Below are 15201 nucleotides of genomic sequence, written 5' to 3'. Positions count from 1 at the left end.
CCTCGGGTCAGCGTGGGGTCAGACCCGACGCGGGGTCGCCAGGTGCATCGAGGCGGTCTCGTAGTTGTCGAGGTTCTCGTAGTAGCCGGGGCGGGCGGAGAAGACCAGCGTCGTCGGCTCCAGCCGGGGCCCCGACTCCAGCGTCGCGGACCAGTCGTGCAGCGCCGTCGGCATGTCGTACGGGAAGGACACCGGGTCGCTCTCGTACCAGGTTCCGCCGTCACGTTCGACGGTGTGCCAGCCGGGGGGCAGTTCCTCGCCCGGCTCGACGTAGACCTGCCGCGACCAACTCTCGTACTCGTGCAGCGCCTCCGCGAAGTCCCGCCAGGGCTCCGGGAACGCGGGCACGATCCTCGCGCGCCACCACTGCCGGATCAGCTCGCGCAGTTCCGGCCGGCGGTGCAGGTCGCGCAGCGCCTCGGCGATTGCCGGCGACTCCGCGATCACCGGCGGCTTGGCCAGGAACGCGGCGGCGGCCGGATCGTCAGATCGCTCGAACCAGGCCTTGGCTCCCTGGATGACCTGCGACTGCGTCATCCCGATCACGTCCAGCAGGGGCCGCCAGGCGTGCCGCAGGAACTGCTGCTCGCCGAGCATCCGGGCCCAGAAGACGAAACGCTGCATCTCCATGTTCTCGGCCAGCGTGGAGGTGCGGTTGGCCAGCACATACTCGAAGTCGTCGTCCTCGCCGCGGATGGTGATGAACCCGTGTAGTTCCCGTTTCTCCGCGTACGCGGTGTTGGGCAGCAGCAGCATCGGATACACGGCGATCCGGGAGACCTTCTTGGCAAGCCGGTCATAGCCCTGCAGGAACGACTCCACGGTCTCGCCCGGCGCTCCCCAGATCAGCTCGCCGTAGCACTCCAGGCCCTCCTCGTGGAGCCAGTCGACCATGCTCTCCCACTGGTTGACCTTCATGTTCTTGCGGAGCATGTCGGTCAGTGCCGCGTCGTTCAGGGTCTGCAGCGCCAGGGTGAACATGCCGTGCAGGCCGTGCCGCTTGAGCTGCCGGACGATGTTGTAGAAGCGCGGCGACTTGTTCTTCGCCCAGCTGGTGATCAGCGCCTGCGGGTACCCGTACTTCTCCTTTGTCTTGATCACCAGCTCAACGAACTCCTCGTCCGCCTCGAGTAGTCCGAAGTTTGAGTCGCAGAGCACCAGGGACGGGGCCCGGTGGTAGCCGAACATGTCCAGCTCGGCGGCGAGCCGCTCCTTGGAGAACGACCGCATCTTCTGGCCGACCGCACCACCCCAGTAACAGAACGAGCACTTGTACGGGCAGCCGCGGTTCGTCTCCATCAGCGCCACGTCGTACCGGAAGTTCCCGGCCGCGTCGGCCATCGGGATGGCGCCGGTGAGGAACGGGGAGGGCACCACGTCCAGGTTCTCGATCCGGTCCCGGTCGGGCGTGGTGACGTGCCCGCCGTCCGGGCGACGGTAGGACAGTCCCCGGACGTGCACCGGGTCGAACGTGTCGTGCTCGAGCACGTGGGTCAGCAGTTCGTGGAAGGTGTGCTCGCCCTCGCCGTTGACCACCACGTCGACCCAGGGAAAGTCACGGAAGACCCGCTCGGACTGGTAGGCGACGTGGTTGCCCCCGAACACCACCAATCCGCGCGGATTGACCTGCTTGAACGTCTCGGCCAGCGCGCCGAAGTTCCGGTAGTTCCAGCCGAGCACCGAGAACGCCACCACATCGGGGACCTCGTCGCTCAGCAGTTCCTTGGCCATGTCCTGCAGCTGCGCGCCGCCACGGAAGTTGGAGATCGTCCCCTCGACCTCCCCGCGGAAGTCGACATCGGCGTCGATCACCGCCTTGAGATAGCCGACGGCGAGCGGCATGGAGTCGACCGGCATGTCCCAAGCGCCCTGTTGCATTAATCGGACCTTCAACACCGGATCTCTCCTACTCCTCAGCCACGCGTCCCGAGCGCCTGCTTCTCCGCGGTGATGAAGAAGGCCAGTCCGACGGCCGACTCCTCGCGCACAACCAGCCCGGCGTCCGCCAGCCAGCCCTTGAACTCGTCCAGGTCGTACATCCGCAGCCCGTGCTCGGACTGCGGGAAGTGGTGCGATCCGACGAAGTACCGGTAGATCGGGTCCCCGGAGTCGCGGAAGCTGTAGGTGGTGAAGGTGCCTCCGGGCCGCAGGCACCGGCTGATCTCGGCGAAGATCGGGGCGGTGTCCTCGTACAGGAACGCGTGCGGGCCGTTCCAGCACATCGCTGCACCCAGGGTGCCGTCGCCGAACGGCAGCGTCCGCGCGTTCGCCACGACCGCCGGCACCTGCGGCAACCGGTGCCGCAGCGAGGCGAGCATCTGCGGCATCAGGTCCAGTGCGATCACCCGCTGATGCCCGACCGCCTTGGCGAGCGCCAGGGTGAACCCGCCCGGTCCGGCGGCGACGTCGAGCACCGGCCCGTCCACCGGGTGCACCAGCTCGGCGATGAGCTTCTCCTCGACGCCGGCCGTCACCGGTCCGTCCCAGGTGAAGCCACACAGCCGCTTAAAGTTGGGCCGCGCCTTCGACTCAATGAAGTGGGCCATCGTGGGGATCTTCACCAGCTGCGACAGGAAATCCGCGCCGCCCGTGCCGCCTGCGGACGCGGTGCTGTCGAGCATGCCCCGGGTGATCCGATACGCCCCGGCGCAGCCAGTGCAGCGGGCGGCGGCGGCGGTGAACCGCAGGCTCTCGCCGCACTTCGGGCAGCGGAACGCCGCCTCGTGCCGGCGGAAGATCTCCGGGTCCGCCTCCGGCGGGTCGGGGTAGCGCGGCGGAAGCGAGTCGGGCTCGATCGGCGGTATCGGCGCGTCGTGCAGCACCGCCCAATACGCCTGGGCGCCGATGAAGCCCAGCACGGTGCTGGTGTCCTTGTGCCACTGTGCCGCTTTCTGCTCGGCGGACAGCGACGCAACCTGCGCCCGGTCGTGGGCGCGCTCGCGCTCGTCCATCTCCCAGGCTGTCGGGTACGGGAACGCACGGCCGATCTGCGGCTCCGGGTCGTCGGCGTCGAACCGGAGCAGAGCGCGGTCCAGCCGGGACCGGTAGTCGGCGTCGAGACTGAGGTCGTCGGCGACCGCGAGGACGCGGTGGCGGTCCTCCGGGAAGTGGGCGAGGAGGTACTGCAGGGCCAGCGAAAGCCCCTGTCCGCGAGGTGCCCGCCGCCACAGGGTGAGGTAGCGGTCGAGCGGGGCGCGGACCGCGGCGTGCACCCGCCCGTGCGCGGCCGGGCGCTCCACTTCGGCCAGCAGCCCGAGCAGGATCGCCAGGCGTCCCTGCCGCGCCTCGTCTACCCGGTCCAAGCAGGCCACGAGATGCGGCACCGCCGGCAACGTGTGCTCGGTCGCACGACCGTCGCGCCAGAGTTCGCTGACGAGCCGCTGGTAGGCCTCCGCCAGCCGATCCGCCGGCGCGCCGGCGAATAAGTCGATCGATGCGGTGACCGAATGGGCCGCGGAATCAACCACGATCTCGCCCCTTTTCTCGAATGCAGTCAACGAGGGAGTCCGATTCACCGAAGCGTCGCGGCGACCGTCCGGATCGTCCTTCTCCGGGAATCCGTGCTGCGATGCTCACACGGCCGGTCGCGGGAATTCCTCTTCGAAAATGCTCGGCTTGACTACCGTGGCCGAATGGTATCCACAGTGCTGTCGCCCGCACCGCACGACAATTTCGGCAACGCATTGCTGAAGTTGTCCGGCGCCGCGCCCGGTACGGACCATGATGCGGCCCGAGAACTTAGGGTGACCGTGCGAGCAGGAGGAAATATCAACATGGAAGTCGATTCTCCGGCGCGGGAAACGCTGTCCGGGATTCGGACGATGACGATCGAGGCGTACGCGGACACGATCCTCCCCGGCGAGAAACGCTTCCCCGGGGACGTCGCGGTCGCCGGCGCGTCACCCGGGCCGGGAGCCGCCGTCTGCGGCGCCGTCGAATTGCTGGAGCTGACCGGCAGCGGGCTGGCGCCAACCCTGGACGCGCTGGTCGACGCGCTGAACGACCACGCGCAGCAGTACGCCGCGGCGCGCTGCTTGCGGCTGGACCCCGGCCTGCCCGCGTTCGTCGCGCTGGCGTTCGAGGACCGGACCGTCCTGGTCCGGACGCTAACCGCTCCGGAGCACCCGGAGAGGCAGCTGTGGGTGGGGCTGGCCATGTTCAGCTACATGGCCTTCGACAGCGCCGCGCACCGGAACACGGCCGACGCGTTCGCCGCCGGGCACCCGGGGCTGACGTTCCTCGGCTTCCGCCGGCCCGGCCCAGATGGGCTGTACCGATTTCCGCGTTTCTCCTACGGCCGTCAGCTGGCCGGCACGCATCCGCGGACCACACAGACGGGTGATCCGGCATGACTGATGTGGAGCAGGCCGACATCGTCGTCGTCGGCAGCGGGTTCGGCGGGGCGATCCCGGCCTACCATCTGGCCGCGGGCGGCGCCCGCGTGGTGGTGCTAGAACGGGGGCCGTGGCTGACCGCGCCCGAGTTCGATCACGACTTCCTGCTCGGCACCTCGAGCACCCGGATCTTCGACTTTGTCGTGGGCGACGGCATGAGCATCCTGGGCGGCAACTGCGTCGGCGGCGGCAGCGTGGTCTACTTCGCGACCATGCCGCGCGCCCCGCGGTTCGTCTTCGAGCGCCGCGGCAGCATCGGCCGCCGCATGTGGCCGAGGTCCATCGCCCGCGACACCCTGGACCCCTGGTACGACCGGGTGTGCGAGGCGCTGCCGGTCACCACGGTGCCGTGGGACCAGGTGCCGTACGCGGGCGGTCTGTGGGCCTCGGCTTGCGCCCATGCGAGCCGCACCGCCAACCCGACACCGGTCGCCGTCGACACCGGCCTGTGCACCAACTGCAACTGGATGATGTCCGGCTGCCGTTTCGACGCCAAGCGGTCGCTGCTACTGAACTACCTGCCGGCCGCGCTCGCCCACGGCGCCGAGATCCGGCCCCTGCACGAGGTGCAGGAGCTCACCCGCAACCACGACGGCGGCTACCGGGTGCACTACCGGGTCGTTGACGGCGAGGACTACCGGGTCCTGCACGGGAGCGGCGCCATCGACGCCAAGCTGGTGGTGCTGGCCGCCGGCACCGGCGCGACCCCGGTGATCCTGCGCCGGTCCGAGGGCGCCCTCGGACCGATGCCGCACGCGGTCGGCCGGTACTTCTCCGGCAACGGCGAGCGGCTGAACACCGCGGTCTTTGACGAGGACCGGGTCCGCGACGTGCTCGGGCTGGACCGGGGCGACGGCACGGCGTACCGGGCGTACCAGATCGGCCGCGGGCCCGCCGTCGCCTCATGGGACCGGCTGGACGGGAGTCTGCCCGAGTTCGAGCGCTTCTCCCTCGAGCAGCTGTACTTCCCGCCCGGGCTGGGCACCATCCTGGCCCAGGTGCCCGGGGTCAGCACGGACGCGAGCTGGTTCGGCGCGACCAAGAAGGAGATGCTGCGACAGTGGCAGTCGTGGCTGACCGTCTTCACAATGTCCGAGGACGACAACGAGGGCGTGTTCGGGCCGCCGCCGGAGACCGGCAACGCCACCCGGTTGTCGCAGCAGATGCTCGGCTTCGGCCCGCTGCGGTACCGGCCCACCGCGAACACGCTGCGCGGCTGGTCGCTGGCCGACGCGGAGGTCAAGGACATCCTGGAACGCGACGGGCTGGCCCGGGTGGCGCCGTGGACCAACGACGTGATCGGCGCGTACACGGTGCACCCCCTGTCCTCGTGCCGAATCGGCGACGACCCCGCCACCTCCGCTCTCGACGACCGGCACGAGTTGCGGGACCACCCCGGCATCTTCGTCACCGACGGCTCGGCGGTGCCTGGCGCGCTGACCGTCAATCCGGCCCTGACCATCGCCGCGCTCGCCGAGCGCGCCGTGCCGGGCATCGTCCGCGCCGCGCAGGAGCGCGGCATGGCCGTCCGATACGGCGCTCCGTCCCCGGACGGCGCCACCTCCGGACGCCGGGCCACCGCGAACGTCGTCTGACAGGAGACAGGTCGCATGGTGTCACTGTTCGCGCGGGCGACCCGTACGGTCGGCACGACGCACGTCCGGCACCTCACGCCGGTTCCGCTGAGTGCGGCAACCGGCCTGGTGGCCGCGGTCTACCGGGCCGTGGAACGGGACTTCGGCATGCTCGCGCCCCCGCTGACGCTCCATGCGGCCGCTCCGCCGGCTCTCGCCGCGACCTGGCTGATGCTGCGCGAGTCGCTGCTCGTGCCGGGCCGGCTCGGCCGGGCGGCCAAGGAGGCGATGGCCGTGGAGGTGTCCGCAGCGAACCGGCCGCCGCGTCCGCGAGCGCGCCGTCCGTCCCGCCCCTCGGCCCGGCCGAGGTGCCCGAGGCGATCGCCCTCGTCGTGACGTTCCACTACAACAACCGCATGGTGAACATCTTCCTGTCCGAGTCGCCGCTGCCCGCGCTGCCCGGACCGGTCCGCAGACCGGTCCGGCGGGCTGCGGCGCGCCTCCTCGGTCGCCTGGCGCGCGCCGTGCCGCAGCCGGCCGGGGACCACGCGGCAATGCTGCCCGCGGCGCCACTGCCGGCCGACCTGTCGTGGGCCTGCGGCCAGCCCGCCCTCGCGGACGTCTTCGCCCGGGCCGCCGCGGCGATGGATGAGGCCGGAGCCCGATCCGTCCCGGAGCAGGCACGCCGGTTGGTAAGCGAGCGCCTCGCCGCCGGCGACCGGACGGGGCTGAGCGGCCGGGCCTGGCTGGCCGATGCCGTGGACCCGCTCGGCGAGGACGACCGCCCGGCCGCCCGGCTGGCTCTGCTCGCCGCGGCCGGCTCGCACCTGGTGACCGACACGCTGGTGACCGACTTCCTGGCCCGGGGCCAGGACGACCGGGCGCTGGTCGAGGTCACCGCGTGGGGCAGCATGGCGGCGGCCCGCGGCGTCGGCGACCGGCTGCGGCGCGAGCTGACCGGAACGTCACTTGGCTGACGCGTACGCCGGACCGGCCGGACCGGACGCGCGGGCCGCCCGCCGTCACGACCGGGGCACCTCGAACAGCTTCGGGAACCGCATGGCCAGCCCGAGGTCACCCTTCGCCTTCATCCGTCCCCGTAGGTACAGCGTCGTCGGGTTGGTGACGCCGGTCACCACTCGGAGGAAGTCCACCGCGCCGATCGTCAGTACCAGCCGCGGCGCCTGCCGGGGCGAGGTGGACACCTGACAGACGCCGTCGGCGAGCACCAGCTCGAAGACGTCCTCCCCGCCGTCCGTGCGGTCTCCGACGTGCCAGTGCACGATCTTGCGGTCGGGGCCGGCCAAGTCGGGCCGGAAGACAGCGGGCATGTCCAGGAAGATCCGCTCCAGGACGGCCCGGCGCCGCTCGCCTCGCATCAGGCCCAGCAACTCCTCCGAGGAGGCGCGCCGGACCAGCGAGGCGAACTCCGCCGGCCCGAGGGCGGCCGGATCGACGCCGGCGGGCGTGCGGACCGCACCGGCGAAGCGGCGCAGGTCCTCAACGAGCAGCTGCGGCCGCGTCAGGGCCGGCAGGGTCGCGTCCCCGTCGTGCTCGTGCCAGTGACTCAGCGTGGGCAGCACCTGCTCCGCCGCGGCGCGGTCCGCCCGGTCCGCGGCGCACAGCACGCCGACCGGCATCGTCAGCGACCACGGATCCACCCGCCGCAGCACCTCCCGCGCCGGGTGGTCGGGCTCGGCGTCCGGTCCGGTGCCGCGGGTAAACCAGGAGAGCGAGGCGACGGTGAGCAGGTCGTCGCGGTCAACGGCGGCTGCGGCGATCCGGGCCAGGTGCCCCACCGGGGAGTTGGCCGCCACTGACGGGTCCACCGCAGGCGCCGCCGCAGGCGCGGACAGGTGCACTGCGGCGACGTGGCCCGAATCCCGCTCGCCGATCCGCAGCGCGAGCGCGGCGCCGAGGTCCCCGCCGTGCACCACGTACCGGTGGTGGCCCAGCCGGGCCATCAGCGTGGCGCACGCCGCTGCGGTGTTCTCGCCGGACGCGGCGTACAGACCGCCTCCCGGCAGCGACGGCACCACGACGTGGAACGCGTCGTGCGGCTGTCCCCCGTGCCGCACCGGGTCGGTCAGCGCCTCAATCACGCCGAGAAACTCGGCGCACGCGCCTGGACGGCCGTGCGTGAGGAGCAGCGGCACGGCGGCCGGCTCGGCCGACCGCACGTGCAGGAAGTGCATCTCCACGCCGTCGATCGGAGTGACGTACTGCGGGTACGTGTTGATCCGCCGCTCCGCGGCCCGCCAGTCAAAGCCGGTCCGCCAGTGCTCGGCGAGGTCCCGCAGGTGTGCCGGGGCGCCGGTGATCAACCGGCGCAGGTCGTCAATGGCGGCCCGGGGAATGTCCACGCGATACGGACGCATCTTGCCACCCTCGGAATCGGCGTTCGGACTTCCAGCATTCGCCGCGCCGCCCCGGCGGTCATCTCGGAGAATGCCGGTGTTTTCCGTGGCTGTGCCCCCGCGGACCGCACGAGGGCGGACCGGCCCACGGCCGGTCCGCCCTCGCCGGGGCGCCGGGGGGTCAGGCGGTCGCCGGGACGAACGCCTCCGCCCGGCGGCGGCCACGCTCGCGCAGCTCCTTCACCCACCACATCCCGCCGCGGGCCAGGCAGACGATGCAGACCGCGAAGAACAGGGTGTAGACGACGCTGAAGGCCAGCAGTACGCCGTACACCGCGGCGACGGACGCGCCGAAATGAACTGCGCCCGACCACTCGACGGTGTCGTCGTCCCGGGTCGGTGATCATGTAGTTGGTGAACAGGACGAACGCGACGCCGGTCATCACGCCGAGCGCCGACCACAGCGCGACGTCCCAGGCGAAGTGCCGCACCAGCGCCTGGATCACGAAGCCGCCGAGCCAGCCCAGGGTCAGCAGCAGCCGCTTGGTGAGCATGGCGTTGAGGACCGTGCCGGCGGTGAGGACGATGAACGGGACCATCAGGCAGAAGACGTCCGGGACCTCCGCTGTGAAGTGGTACGGCGGCGCGATGTTCACCCATGGGAAAACCAGCAGGGCCGCAGTGATGCCGAGGTTGGACGGATTCATGAAGTTCCGCATCCGGCCGTTGATCGGGCCCGCAGCACCGCCTTCTGCCCGATCGCCACGACCACCGCGAACGCGACCCCACGCGTAGGAATCGGCACGTCCAGCCCAAGGGCGGAATTGACGTTGCTGACGAACAGTCGAAGCCGCCGTCGGCGTCGATGTCCCCGAAGTCCATTGACATCCCCTTGAACGAGTCACGGCCGAGGACCATCGACTTCGGGGTGAAGGCGCCGCGGCGGCCCTCTACCTCGCGGAACCTGATCCGCCCGGGTGTGGACACGCTATGCAGCAGGTGGTCGTTGCCGAAGTCGTTGGCCAGGTACAGCTCCGGCAGCAGATCGCCGTCCAGGTCGGCCGATCCGATGCCCAGGGTCCAGCCGCTGGCCGCGTCCGGGTCGATCGCCCCCGCGCCTCCTGGTAATGGGCCTCCGGCTCGGTGCCGCCGGAGGCCGAGACCCAGCGCAGCACGTGGGCGCCGCCGGCGTTCTTCGCCTTCGACAGGGAGTGGTTCATGCGGGTGTTGGCGGGCGCGGTCGGGTCGAGGACCGCTGAGTCCGGGAAGTAGTTGTGCACCGAGATGTCGGGATGACCGTCGCCGTCGAAGTCGGCGACCGCGACGGCGTTCGTGTTCCACAGCGGGCCGTGGTAGGTGCCGTCTGGTGACGGCGCCTGGGGCACCAACTCGGTCGGCCGGAACGAGGCGAGGCGCAGACTGGTCGCGTCCGCCCGATGCAGGAACAGCACCGGGGTGCGGCCCAGTAGTAGACGAGCAGGTCCATCCGGCCGTCCAGGTTGAAGTCGCCCGGCACGCAGCCCATCGGCGCGATCGCCGGGCCCATCGGCAGCGGCGCCGGGTCGAGCACGAACGGCGGATAGCGGTCTGCGGCGGTCGGCGCCGGGGTGACGACGACGGCATCGCTGTGGGTGTTCACCAGGCATGCGGGCGACGAGGAACAGCGTTCCGGCCCACAGGATGGCGAAGACACCCGGCAGCGCCCTGCGCGCGAGCCCGGCGGATGGTGTCGGCAACTGGGCCCCTTCGGATGGTGACGACGATGCGGACCGAGGACAGCCTGGGTGCGGTGCCCTCCCGATGTCTTCTCACCGGATGCGGCAGGGCCCGCGCGCGGCGATCCGCGCCCGCGCGGAGTACCGCGGCCGGCATTCGTGCCCTCTAGTCGGCGAGGTGGACAGACATCGGCAGCCCGCCGCGGATGCGCAGCGACAGCATCGGCTCGGGTACCGCGGCGTGCGTGGGCACGCGGACGAGGCGCAACTCGCGGCACAGCATGGCCACCGCGATGACCGCCTCCGTCATGCCTAGGTTGCTCCCCACGCAGACGCGCGGACCGGCGCCGAACGGCAGGTAGGCGTACCGCGGGCGGTCGGCGGCGTTGCGAGGGTCGAACCGCAGCGGGTCGAACCGGTCCGGCTCCGGCCAGAACCCCGGATGCCGGTGCATCGTGTACGGCGAGACCACCACATCGGAGCCGGCCGGGACCCAGTACGGGCCGACCCGGTCGGCCCGCCTCGACCGGCGCGGCAGCAGCCATACCGGCGGATACAGGCGCATCGCCTCCTGCACCACCATCGTGGTGAACCGCAGGTCCGGCAGGTCCCGGTACGCCGGCAGGCGGTCACCGAGCACCTCGGCGGCCTCGGCGCGCAGGCGTTCACGTACCGGCGGATGCCGGTCGATCAGGTACAGCGTCCAGCCCAGGGTGCTGGCAGTCGTCTCGTGCCCGGCCAGCAGCAGCGTCACCAGTTCGTCCCGGAGCCGCTGCCGGCGCACCCGGGCGTCCGGTTCGGCGCCGGTGGACAGGATGAGGCGGGACAGCACGTCGTCGCGGCCAGACACGTCGCCCCGACGGGCGACGAGGTCGTCAACGATGCGCTCCAGTTCCGCGCGGGCCCGCCGAAACCGCCGCTGCCGCGTCAGCGGGATCCAGGTGGGCACGGCGCTGAGCGTGACGAGTTCGAACATCGCCTGGTCCTGAACGGCCGCGAACGCGTCGCCCACGGTCGCCAGCGCGGTCAGGTCGACGTCCAGCAACGTCCGGCCCAGCACGCCGAGGGTCAGTCCGGTGAACTCGGTGACCACGTTCACCGGAGGGCCGCCGGCTCGGGCTCGCAGCCGCTCCACCAGGCTGGCGACCTCCTCAGCGATTACGGACGCCTGGTCCGGCGCCCGCCCGCTCCGGAACGACGGCCGGATCACCCGGCGCTGCTCGCGCCACAGCTCGCCCTCACTGGTCAGCAGCCCGTCGCCGAGCGCCCGGCGGGCGTGCACCAGGCCGATGCCCTTGGTGTAGTTGTCGCTGTTGTCGGTGAGCACGTGCTTGGCGTAGTCGGGGTGGTTGAAGAAGTACAGCGCCTTGTGGCCCACCGGCAGCCACGCGGCGTCCCCGTATGCCCGCGCCGCGGCGGTCATCATGCCCAGCCGGTCGCGGCTCATCGTCAGCAGCATGCTGAGGGCGGCGGCACGGGGCGGACCGGGTGGCCGCCGGCGGTCGATACTCGTGGTCGTCATGACGTTCGCCCTCCCGGCGGGTGTCAGGTGGTCAGATCGACGGCCGCCTCCCGCTGCAGCCGGCCGAACCGGCCGTGGAGGAAAAGCAGGACGTCCGCGTCGGGCACGCGCTCGAAGGACAGCAGCCGGCCGATGAAGATGCTGTGGTCCCCGCCGTCGTACGTGTGCCACTGCGCGCACTCGAGCCGGGCGGCGGCGTCGGCCAACAACGGCGCGGCGCTTGACCCGCCGTAGAACTTGTCCGGCACCGTCGGGTCGCCGTCCCAGTAGTCATCCAGGCGCATCCGCGCATCCGGCAACCGGCGGAAGGCACGGCGCCCGGCGATCGCGCTCTCCCAGAGTTCCCGGGGCGATGTCGCGTCCGGATACCGGCACGCCATACCTATGACCGCGATCCTCGTCATCGCATCTCAACCTCTCCTGTGCACACGTACCCCGACCGGCACCCGGCGGCCTGCCCCGGCACTCCTCGGACCTCGGGTGGGCGGCGAGACGTCAGCAGCGCCCACGCGCGGCTAGCGTTTCGCTGATCCGGTCACGCCACATGGCGTACGCCGGCACCGGCCCGGTGGTCGGCAGTCCGGTCCGCGCCTCGTCGGGTAACTTCGCTGCCTCGGTCGCCGACATGCCGCAGAACACCTCGGCCGCCTGCTCGTTGTACGACGTCACCAGGTTGGCCCGGACCCGCGCATGCGCCCCGAACGTCGCGCCCTGCGCCAGTTGTGGCCGGTAACGGCCGGCCAGCTCCCACAACCGCTCCAGGCTCACGCGGTCGACCCCGCCCGCGTACGTGGCGGCTAGGCCGACGCCGCTGAACAGGTCGGTGCGGCGCTCTGCCGGGAAGTCACCCAACAGGCGGGCGACGCGCTCGGGGTCGCCACCCGCGACGAACCAGGTGGCCCGCCCGATGCCCTGGTCGATGGCCCGCCGGGCGTACCACGCGTGTTCCCCAGCCGGCCACGGACAGGCATCGTCCTGCGGACGCGGACCGTACACGTACCGCGCGGTGTGGAAGTACGCCTGGTGAAAGCCGTACCCGTCGAGGACGAGCCAGCGCAGCAACGGATCGGCGGTGTGCAGAGCCGGCCACCGGAAACGGGGAATGCGCGCCATCGCCCAGCCGACACCGACATATACCATATAGACGTGGCTGCCGGCACGCCCGTGCAGGAATTCGATCACGTGCCGGCGTCCCCCGACGGGCAGGGCGTAGCGGACGGCGAAGCCCATCGCGGCGCCCTCGTACGCGAAGCCCCGATAACCGGCGGGCACGTTCTCGAGGGTCGTTTCCGCATCGATCGGTCGGGCGACCTCGGCGGCTGCAGCATAGCCGGCCAGAAAATACCGGCCCACCATTTCCATCCGTCGGCGCGCTTCTGGCCGGCAGGTGTGAAATCCGCGTTTCTCGAACGTGGTCTCGGTGATGTCCGGCGTGAGTACACGCCGCCGCAGAGTTCCCATAAAAGACATTACTCGGCACCTTCCGAGTGCTGGTTCGAGCTGATTGTGGTACCGCTCGGAGGAGATTGTCTTCTTGGCCTGTGCGGTCGGATCCGGCCGCCGAAACTGTTTTCCTACAGGCGGTCACGGATTCGCTTCCGCCAGATCTCGTAATCCGGTTCGCCGGTCGGCGGGAATCCGCCGACCGCCACGTCGTCGGCGAGGGCGGCGGCGGCCGCGACCGACATCCCGGCGAGGGCCCGGGTCGCGACCTCGGTGTGCTCCGGCACGAACCCGGAGAAGTGGCGGGCCTTGGCCGCGAACACCGCCCCTTGGGCGACGTGCGGCCGATGCTCCGCAGCCGAGCGGGTCATCTCCCGAAGTGCCTCGGCGGAGCACCCGCCGGCGAACGCGGCAGCCAGGCCCACTCCGCTCCACAGGTCGGGCTGACGTGGCGCGGCGAAGGCGCCGGCGGACGCCGCGACGTCCACGGGCCGGCCACCGTGGATGAACCAAAGCGCCCGTCCGATGCCCTGGTCGACAGCCCGAAGGAAGTAGTCCGGGCGGCCCCGCCACGGGTACGCGGGCGGCCGCCGCTGCCCAGTCACCCAGCTATCCGTGTCGAAGTAGGCGCGGTCGAACCCGTACCCGTCGACCGCCAACCAGCTCATCGTCGGGTAGTAAGGCGTACCGGTCAGGTCGGGCAGCACCCACTTCCACAGCGGACGCGGCAGCCAGGCCATCGCGAACCCGATGCCGATGTAGGTAAGGAAGATGTGCGGCACGCCGGGCCCGGCCAGCAGGTCGCGGGTGCGGTGCCCGCGCCCGCCGGCCATGCTGTCGCGCACCGTGAAGGCCATCGCCGCACCCTCGTACGCGAACCCGCGCATCTCCGGCTCGACCAGCTCCAACCGGCGCTCGATTTCCCACAGATCCCGCACCTCTATGCCCCACTCGAACCCCACCACCACCGACTGCGGGATCGCCTCCAGGCGTCGTGCCGCGTCGCCCAGCGCGTCCGGGAACCCGCGACCGGCAAAGCTGACGGAGCGCAGCGACGGTGTCAGCGCCAGCCTGCGCAGTGAACCGGACATAGTCGGCATGGCTTTCTCCCGGGACTCGTTGCGGCCATCGTGGGCGGCCACCGGGCGGCCGGGCCACTTCGGTCGTGCGCCGTCGGCGGCCACCGGCCGGGACGCGGCAGACGCTCGCCGATCAGCCGGGCGGCGGCGAGGCCAGCCGGGCATGGATCATCGGGCCGGTCCGCCGTCAGGCGACCGTGGGCAGCAGCGCCACCCCGGCCTGCCGGGCCGAGGTCAGTTCGCCCATCGCGTACTCCCGGGCGTCGAGGAGCGCCAGCAGGACCGGCGGGTCGAACAGGCGGGTGGGCCGCAGCACCAGGTCGAGACTGGCCGACCATCCCGGGTGGACCAAGAACGGGCCGTGGGTCGCGACCGCCACCGGCCGGCCGGCGTCGTCGGGGCCGTCCGGCAGGAGCTGCTCGTCCGGCGACGCGGACTGCGCGAGGAGATACCACGTCCCGGGCGGGATCGCGGCCCAGCGGACCTGCTCTCGGTCGTTCAGGACCGCGCAGCGCACCGGCCGTCCCTCCGGGATCCGGTCGGGGAAGATGCCGACGAACACCACGGCTTTGTCATCCGGTTCGGCCAGCCGCACCCGGCAGGACAATGTGGCCTCGCAGGTCCGGCCGCCGCGCACCGGTAGCACCGGCGCGAAGCCCGATCGCCGGCGATACATAGTCGGCGACATCCCTACACTCCGACTGAATCGCGAGCTGAAAGTGCCCACGCTGTTGTAACCGACGTACGTGCTGATGTCCGTAACACTCATTCCGGTTGAGACGAGCAACATCTTCGCCTGCTGCAGGCGCAATACCGAGAGGAAACGGCCCGGCGAGACTCCGGTCACCCGCTGGAACACCCGGGTGAAGTGGAACTTGCTGAACATGGCAGCACGGGCCAGATCGTCGACGGTGAGCTGTTCACCCATGCGCTCTCGCATCACCTGAATCGCCCGCAGGACCGCTCGTTCGGCCGGATCCGCACCCTCCACAGGCTCCTCTTTCATGTTCCCTCCTCGAATGCAGGGCACGGTGAAGCGCCATCTTGGAGCGCGCTAAAATAAGTTTCTGCGAATGATCGAGCAGAGACGACTGGCAGTTGACTGCACCGACCTCAT

11 protein-coding genes and 4 pseudogenes are annotated in these 15201 nt (G+C 70.9%); 4 read left to right on the top strand and 11 right to left on the bottom strand.

What is annotated here, in order from left to right:
* Positions 1 to 18 precede the first annotated feature (18 nt).
* The gene (locus SALPAC4_RS0121615; RefSeq protein ID WP_223874817.1) at positions 19 to 1878 is read right to left on the bottom strand and encodes a KedN5 family methylcobalamin-dependent radical SAM C-methyltransferase; all 1860 of its coding nucleotides are present in this window, start codon (positions 1876 to 1878) and stop codon (positions 19 to 21) included.
* 35 nt (positions 1879 to 1913) lie between these two features.
* Positions 1914 to 3467 (bottom strand): class I SAM-dependent methyltransferase, encoded by a 1554-nt coding sequence (locus SALPAC4_RS0121610; RefSeq protein WP_019872127.1) that lies wholly within the window; start codon positions 3465 to 3467, stop codon positions 1914 to 1916.
* A gap of 306 nt (positions 3468 to 3773) precedes the next feature.
* Here SALPAC4_RS0121610 and SALPAC4_RS0121605 point away from each other — a divergent pair, with 306 nt between their 5' ends.
* Genes SALPAC4_RS0121605 through SALPAC4_RS28670 form a run of 4 tightly spaced genes read left to right on the top strand, consistent with a single transcriptional unit; the run spans position 3774 to position 6945 of the window.
* The gene (locus tag SALPAC4_RS0121605) at positions 3774 to 4352 is read left to right on the top strand and encodes a DUF5987 family protein (protein WP_027644964.1); all 579 of its coding nucleotides are present in this window, start codon (positions 3774 to 3776) and stop codon (positions 4350 to 4352) included.
* Complete coding sequence (locus SALPAC4_RS0121600; RefSeq protein WP_027644963.1) at positions 4349 to 5989, top strand: GMC family oxidoreductase; 1641 nt, start codon at positions 4349 to 4351, stop codon at positions 5987 to 5989. Before SALPAC4_RS0121605 ends, SALPAC4_RS0121600 begins: the two co-directional genes overlap by 4 nt.
* A gap of 15 nt (positions 5990 to 6004) precedes the next feature.
* Entirely contained in the window at positions 6005 to 6364 is a 360-nt protein-coding gene (locus SALPAC4_RS28675; RefSeq protein WP_050565001.1) for a hypothetical protein, read from the top strand.
* Positions 6337 to 6945, top strand: coding sequence for a hypothetical protein (locus SALPAC4_RS28670; protein WP_223874816.1), 609 nt, complete (start codon positions 6337 to 6339; stop codon positions 6943 to 6945). The genes SALPAC4_RS28675 and SALPAC4_RS28670 overlap by 28 nt, the downstream gene beginning before the upstream one ends.
* A gap of 45 nt (positions 6946 to 6990) precedes the next feature.
* Here SALPAC4_RS28670 and SALPAC4_RS0121590 read toward each other — a convergent pair whose 3' ends face one another.
* The 9 genes and pseudogenes from SALPAC4_RS0121590 to SALPAC4_RS0121555 all read right to left on the bottom strand — a co-directional run bounded on the left by SALPAC4_RS0121590 (position 6991) and on the right by SALPAC4_RS0121555 (position 15090).
* Entirely contained in the window at positions 6991 to 8346 is a 1356-nt protein-coding gene (locus SALPAC4_RS0121590; protein ID WP_188116855.1) for an alpha/beta fold hydrolase, read from the bottom strand.
* Between the two features lie 160 nt (positions 8347 to 8506).
* Positions 8507 to 9109 (bottom strand): annotated as a pseudogene (locus tag SALPAC4_RS25545) (enediyne biosynthesis protein); the annotation flags it as partial.
* 21 nt (positions 9110 to 9130) lie between these two features.
* Positions 9131 to 9970 (bottom strand): annotated as a pseudogene (locus tag SALPAC4_RS25540) (FG-GAP repeat domain-containing protein); the annotation flags it as partial.
* Between the two features lie 236 nt (positions 9971 to 10206).
* Positions 10207 to 11562, bottom strand: coding sequence for a cytochrome P450 (locus tag SALPAC4_RS0121575; protein ID WP_019872123.1), 1356 nt, complete (start codon positions 11560 to 11562; stop codon positions 10207 to 10209).
* A 23-nt stretch (positions 11563 to 11585) separates the two neighbouring features.
* Positions 11586 to 11774 (bottom strand): annotated as a pseudogene (locus SALPAC4_RS29185) (flavin reductase family protein); the annotation flags it as partial.
* A 3-nt stretch (positions 11775 to 11777) separates the two neighbouring features.
* Positions 11778 to 11966: pseudogene (locus SALPAC4_RS29180) on the bottom strand (beta-ketoacyl synthase N-terminal-like domain-containing protein); the annotation flags it as partial.
* 91 nt (positions 11967 to 12057) lie between these two features.
* Positions 12058 to 13032 (bottom strand): DUF1702 family protein, encoded by a 975-nt coding sequence (locus tag SALPAC4_RS0121565; protein ID WP_027644962.1) that lies wholly within the window; start codon positions 13030 to 13032, stop codon positions 12058 to 12060.
* A gap of 104 nt (positions 13033 to 13136) precedes the next feature.
* Positions 13137 to 14105 carry a DUF1702 family protein gene (locus SALPAC4_RS0121560; protein ID WP_027644961.1) on the bottom strand — a complete coding sequence of 323 codons (969 nt, stop codon included), beginning with the start codon at positions 14103 to 14105 and terminating at the stop codon, positions 13137 to 13139.
* A 166-nt stretch (positions 14106 to 14271) separates the two neighbouring features.
* A complete protein-coding gene (locus SALPAC4_RS0121555; protein WP_050565000.1) occupies positions 14272 to 15090 on the bottom strand; it encodes a helix-turn-helix domain-containing protein in 819 nt (272 codons plus the stop codon).
* Positions 15091 to 15201: the final 111 nt, after the last annotated feature.

Source organism: Salinispora oceanensis, from assembly GCF_000383575.1.
GTDB classification, from domain to species: domain Bacteria; phylum Actinomycetota; class Actinomycetes; order Mycobacteriales; family Micromonosporaceae; genus Micromonospora; species Micromonospora oceanensis.
The sequence above is the reverse complement of the archived record's forward strand: the minus strand, read 5'-3'. Positions and strand labels throughout refer to the sequence as shown.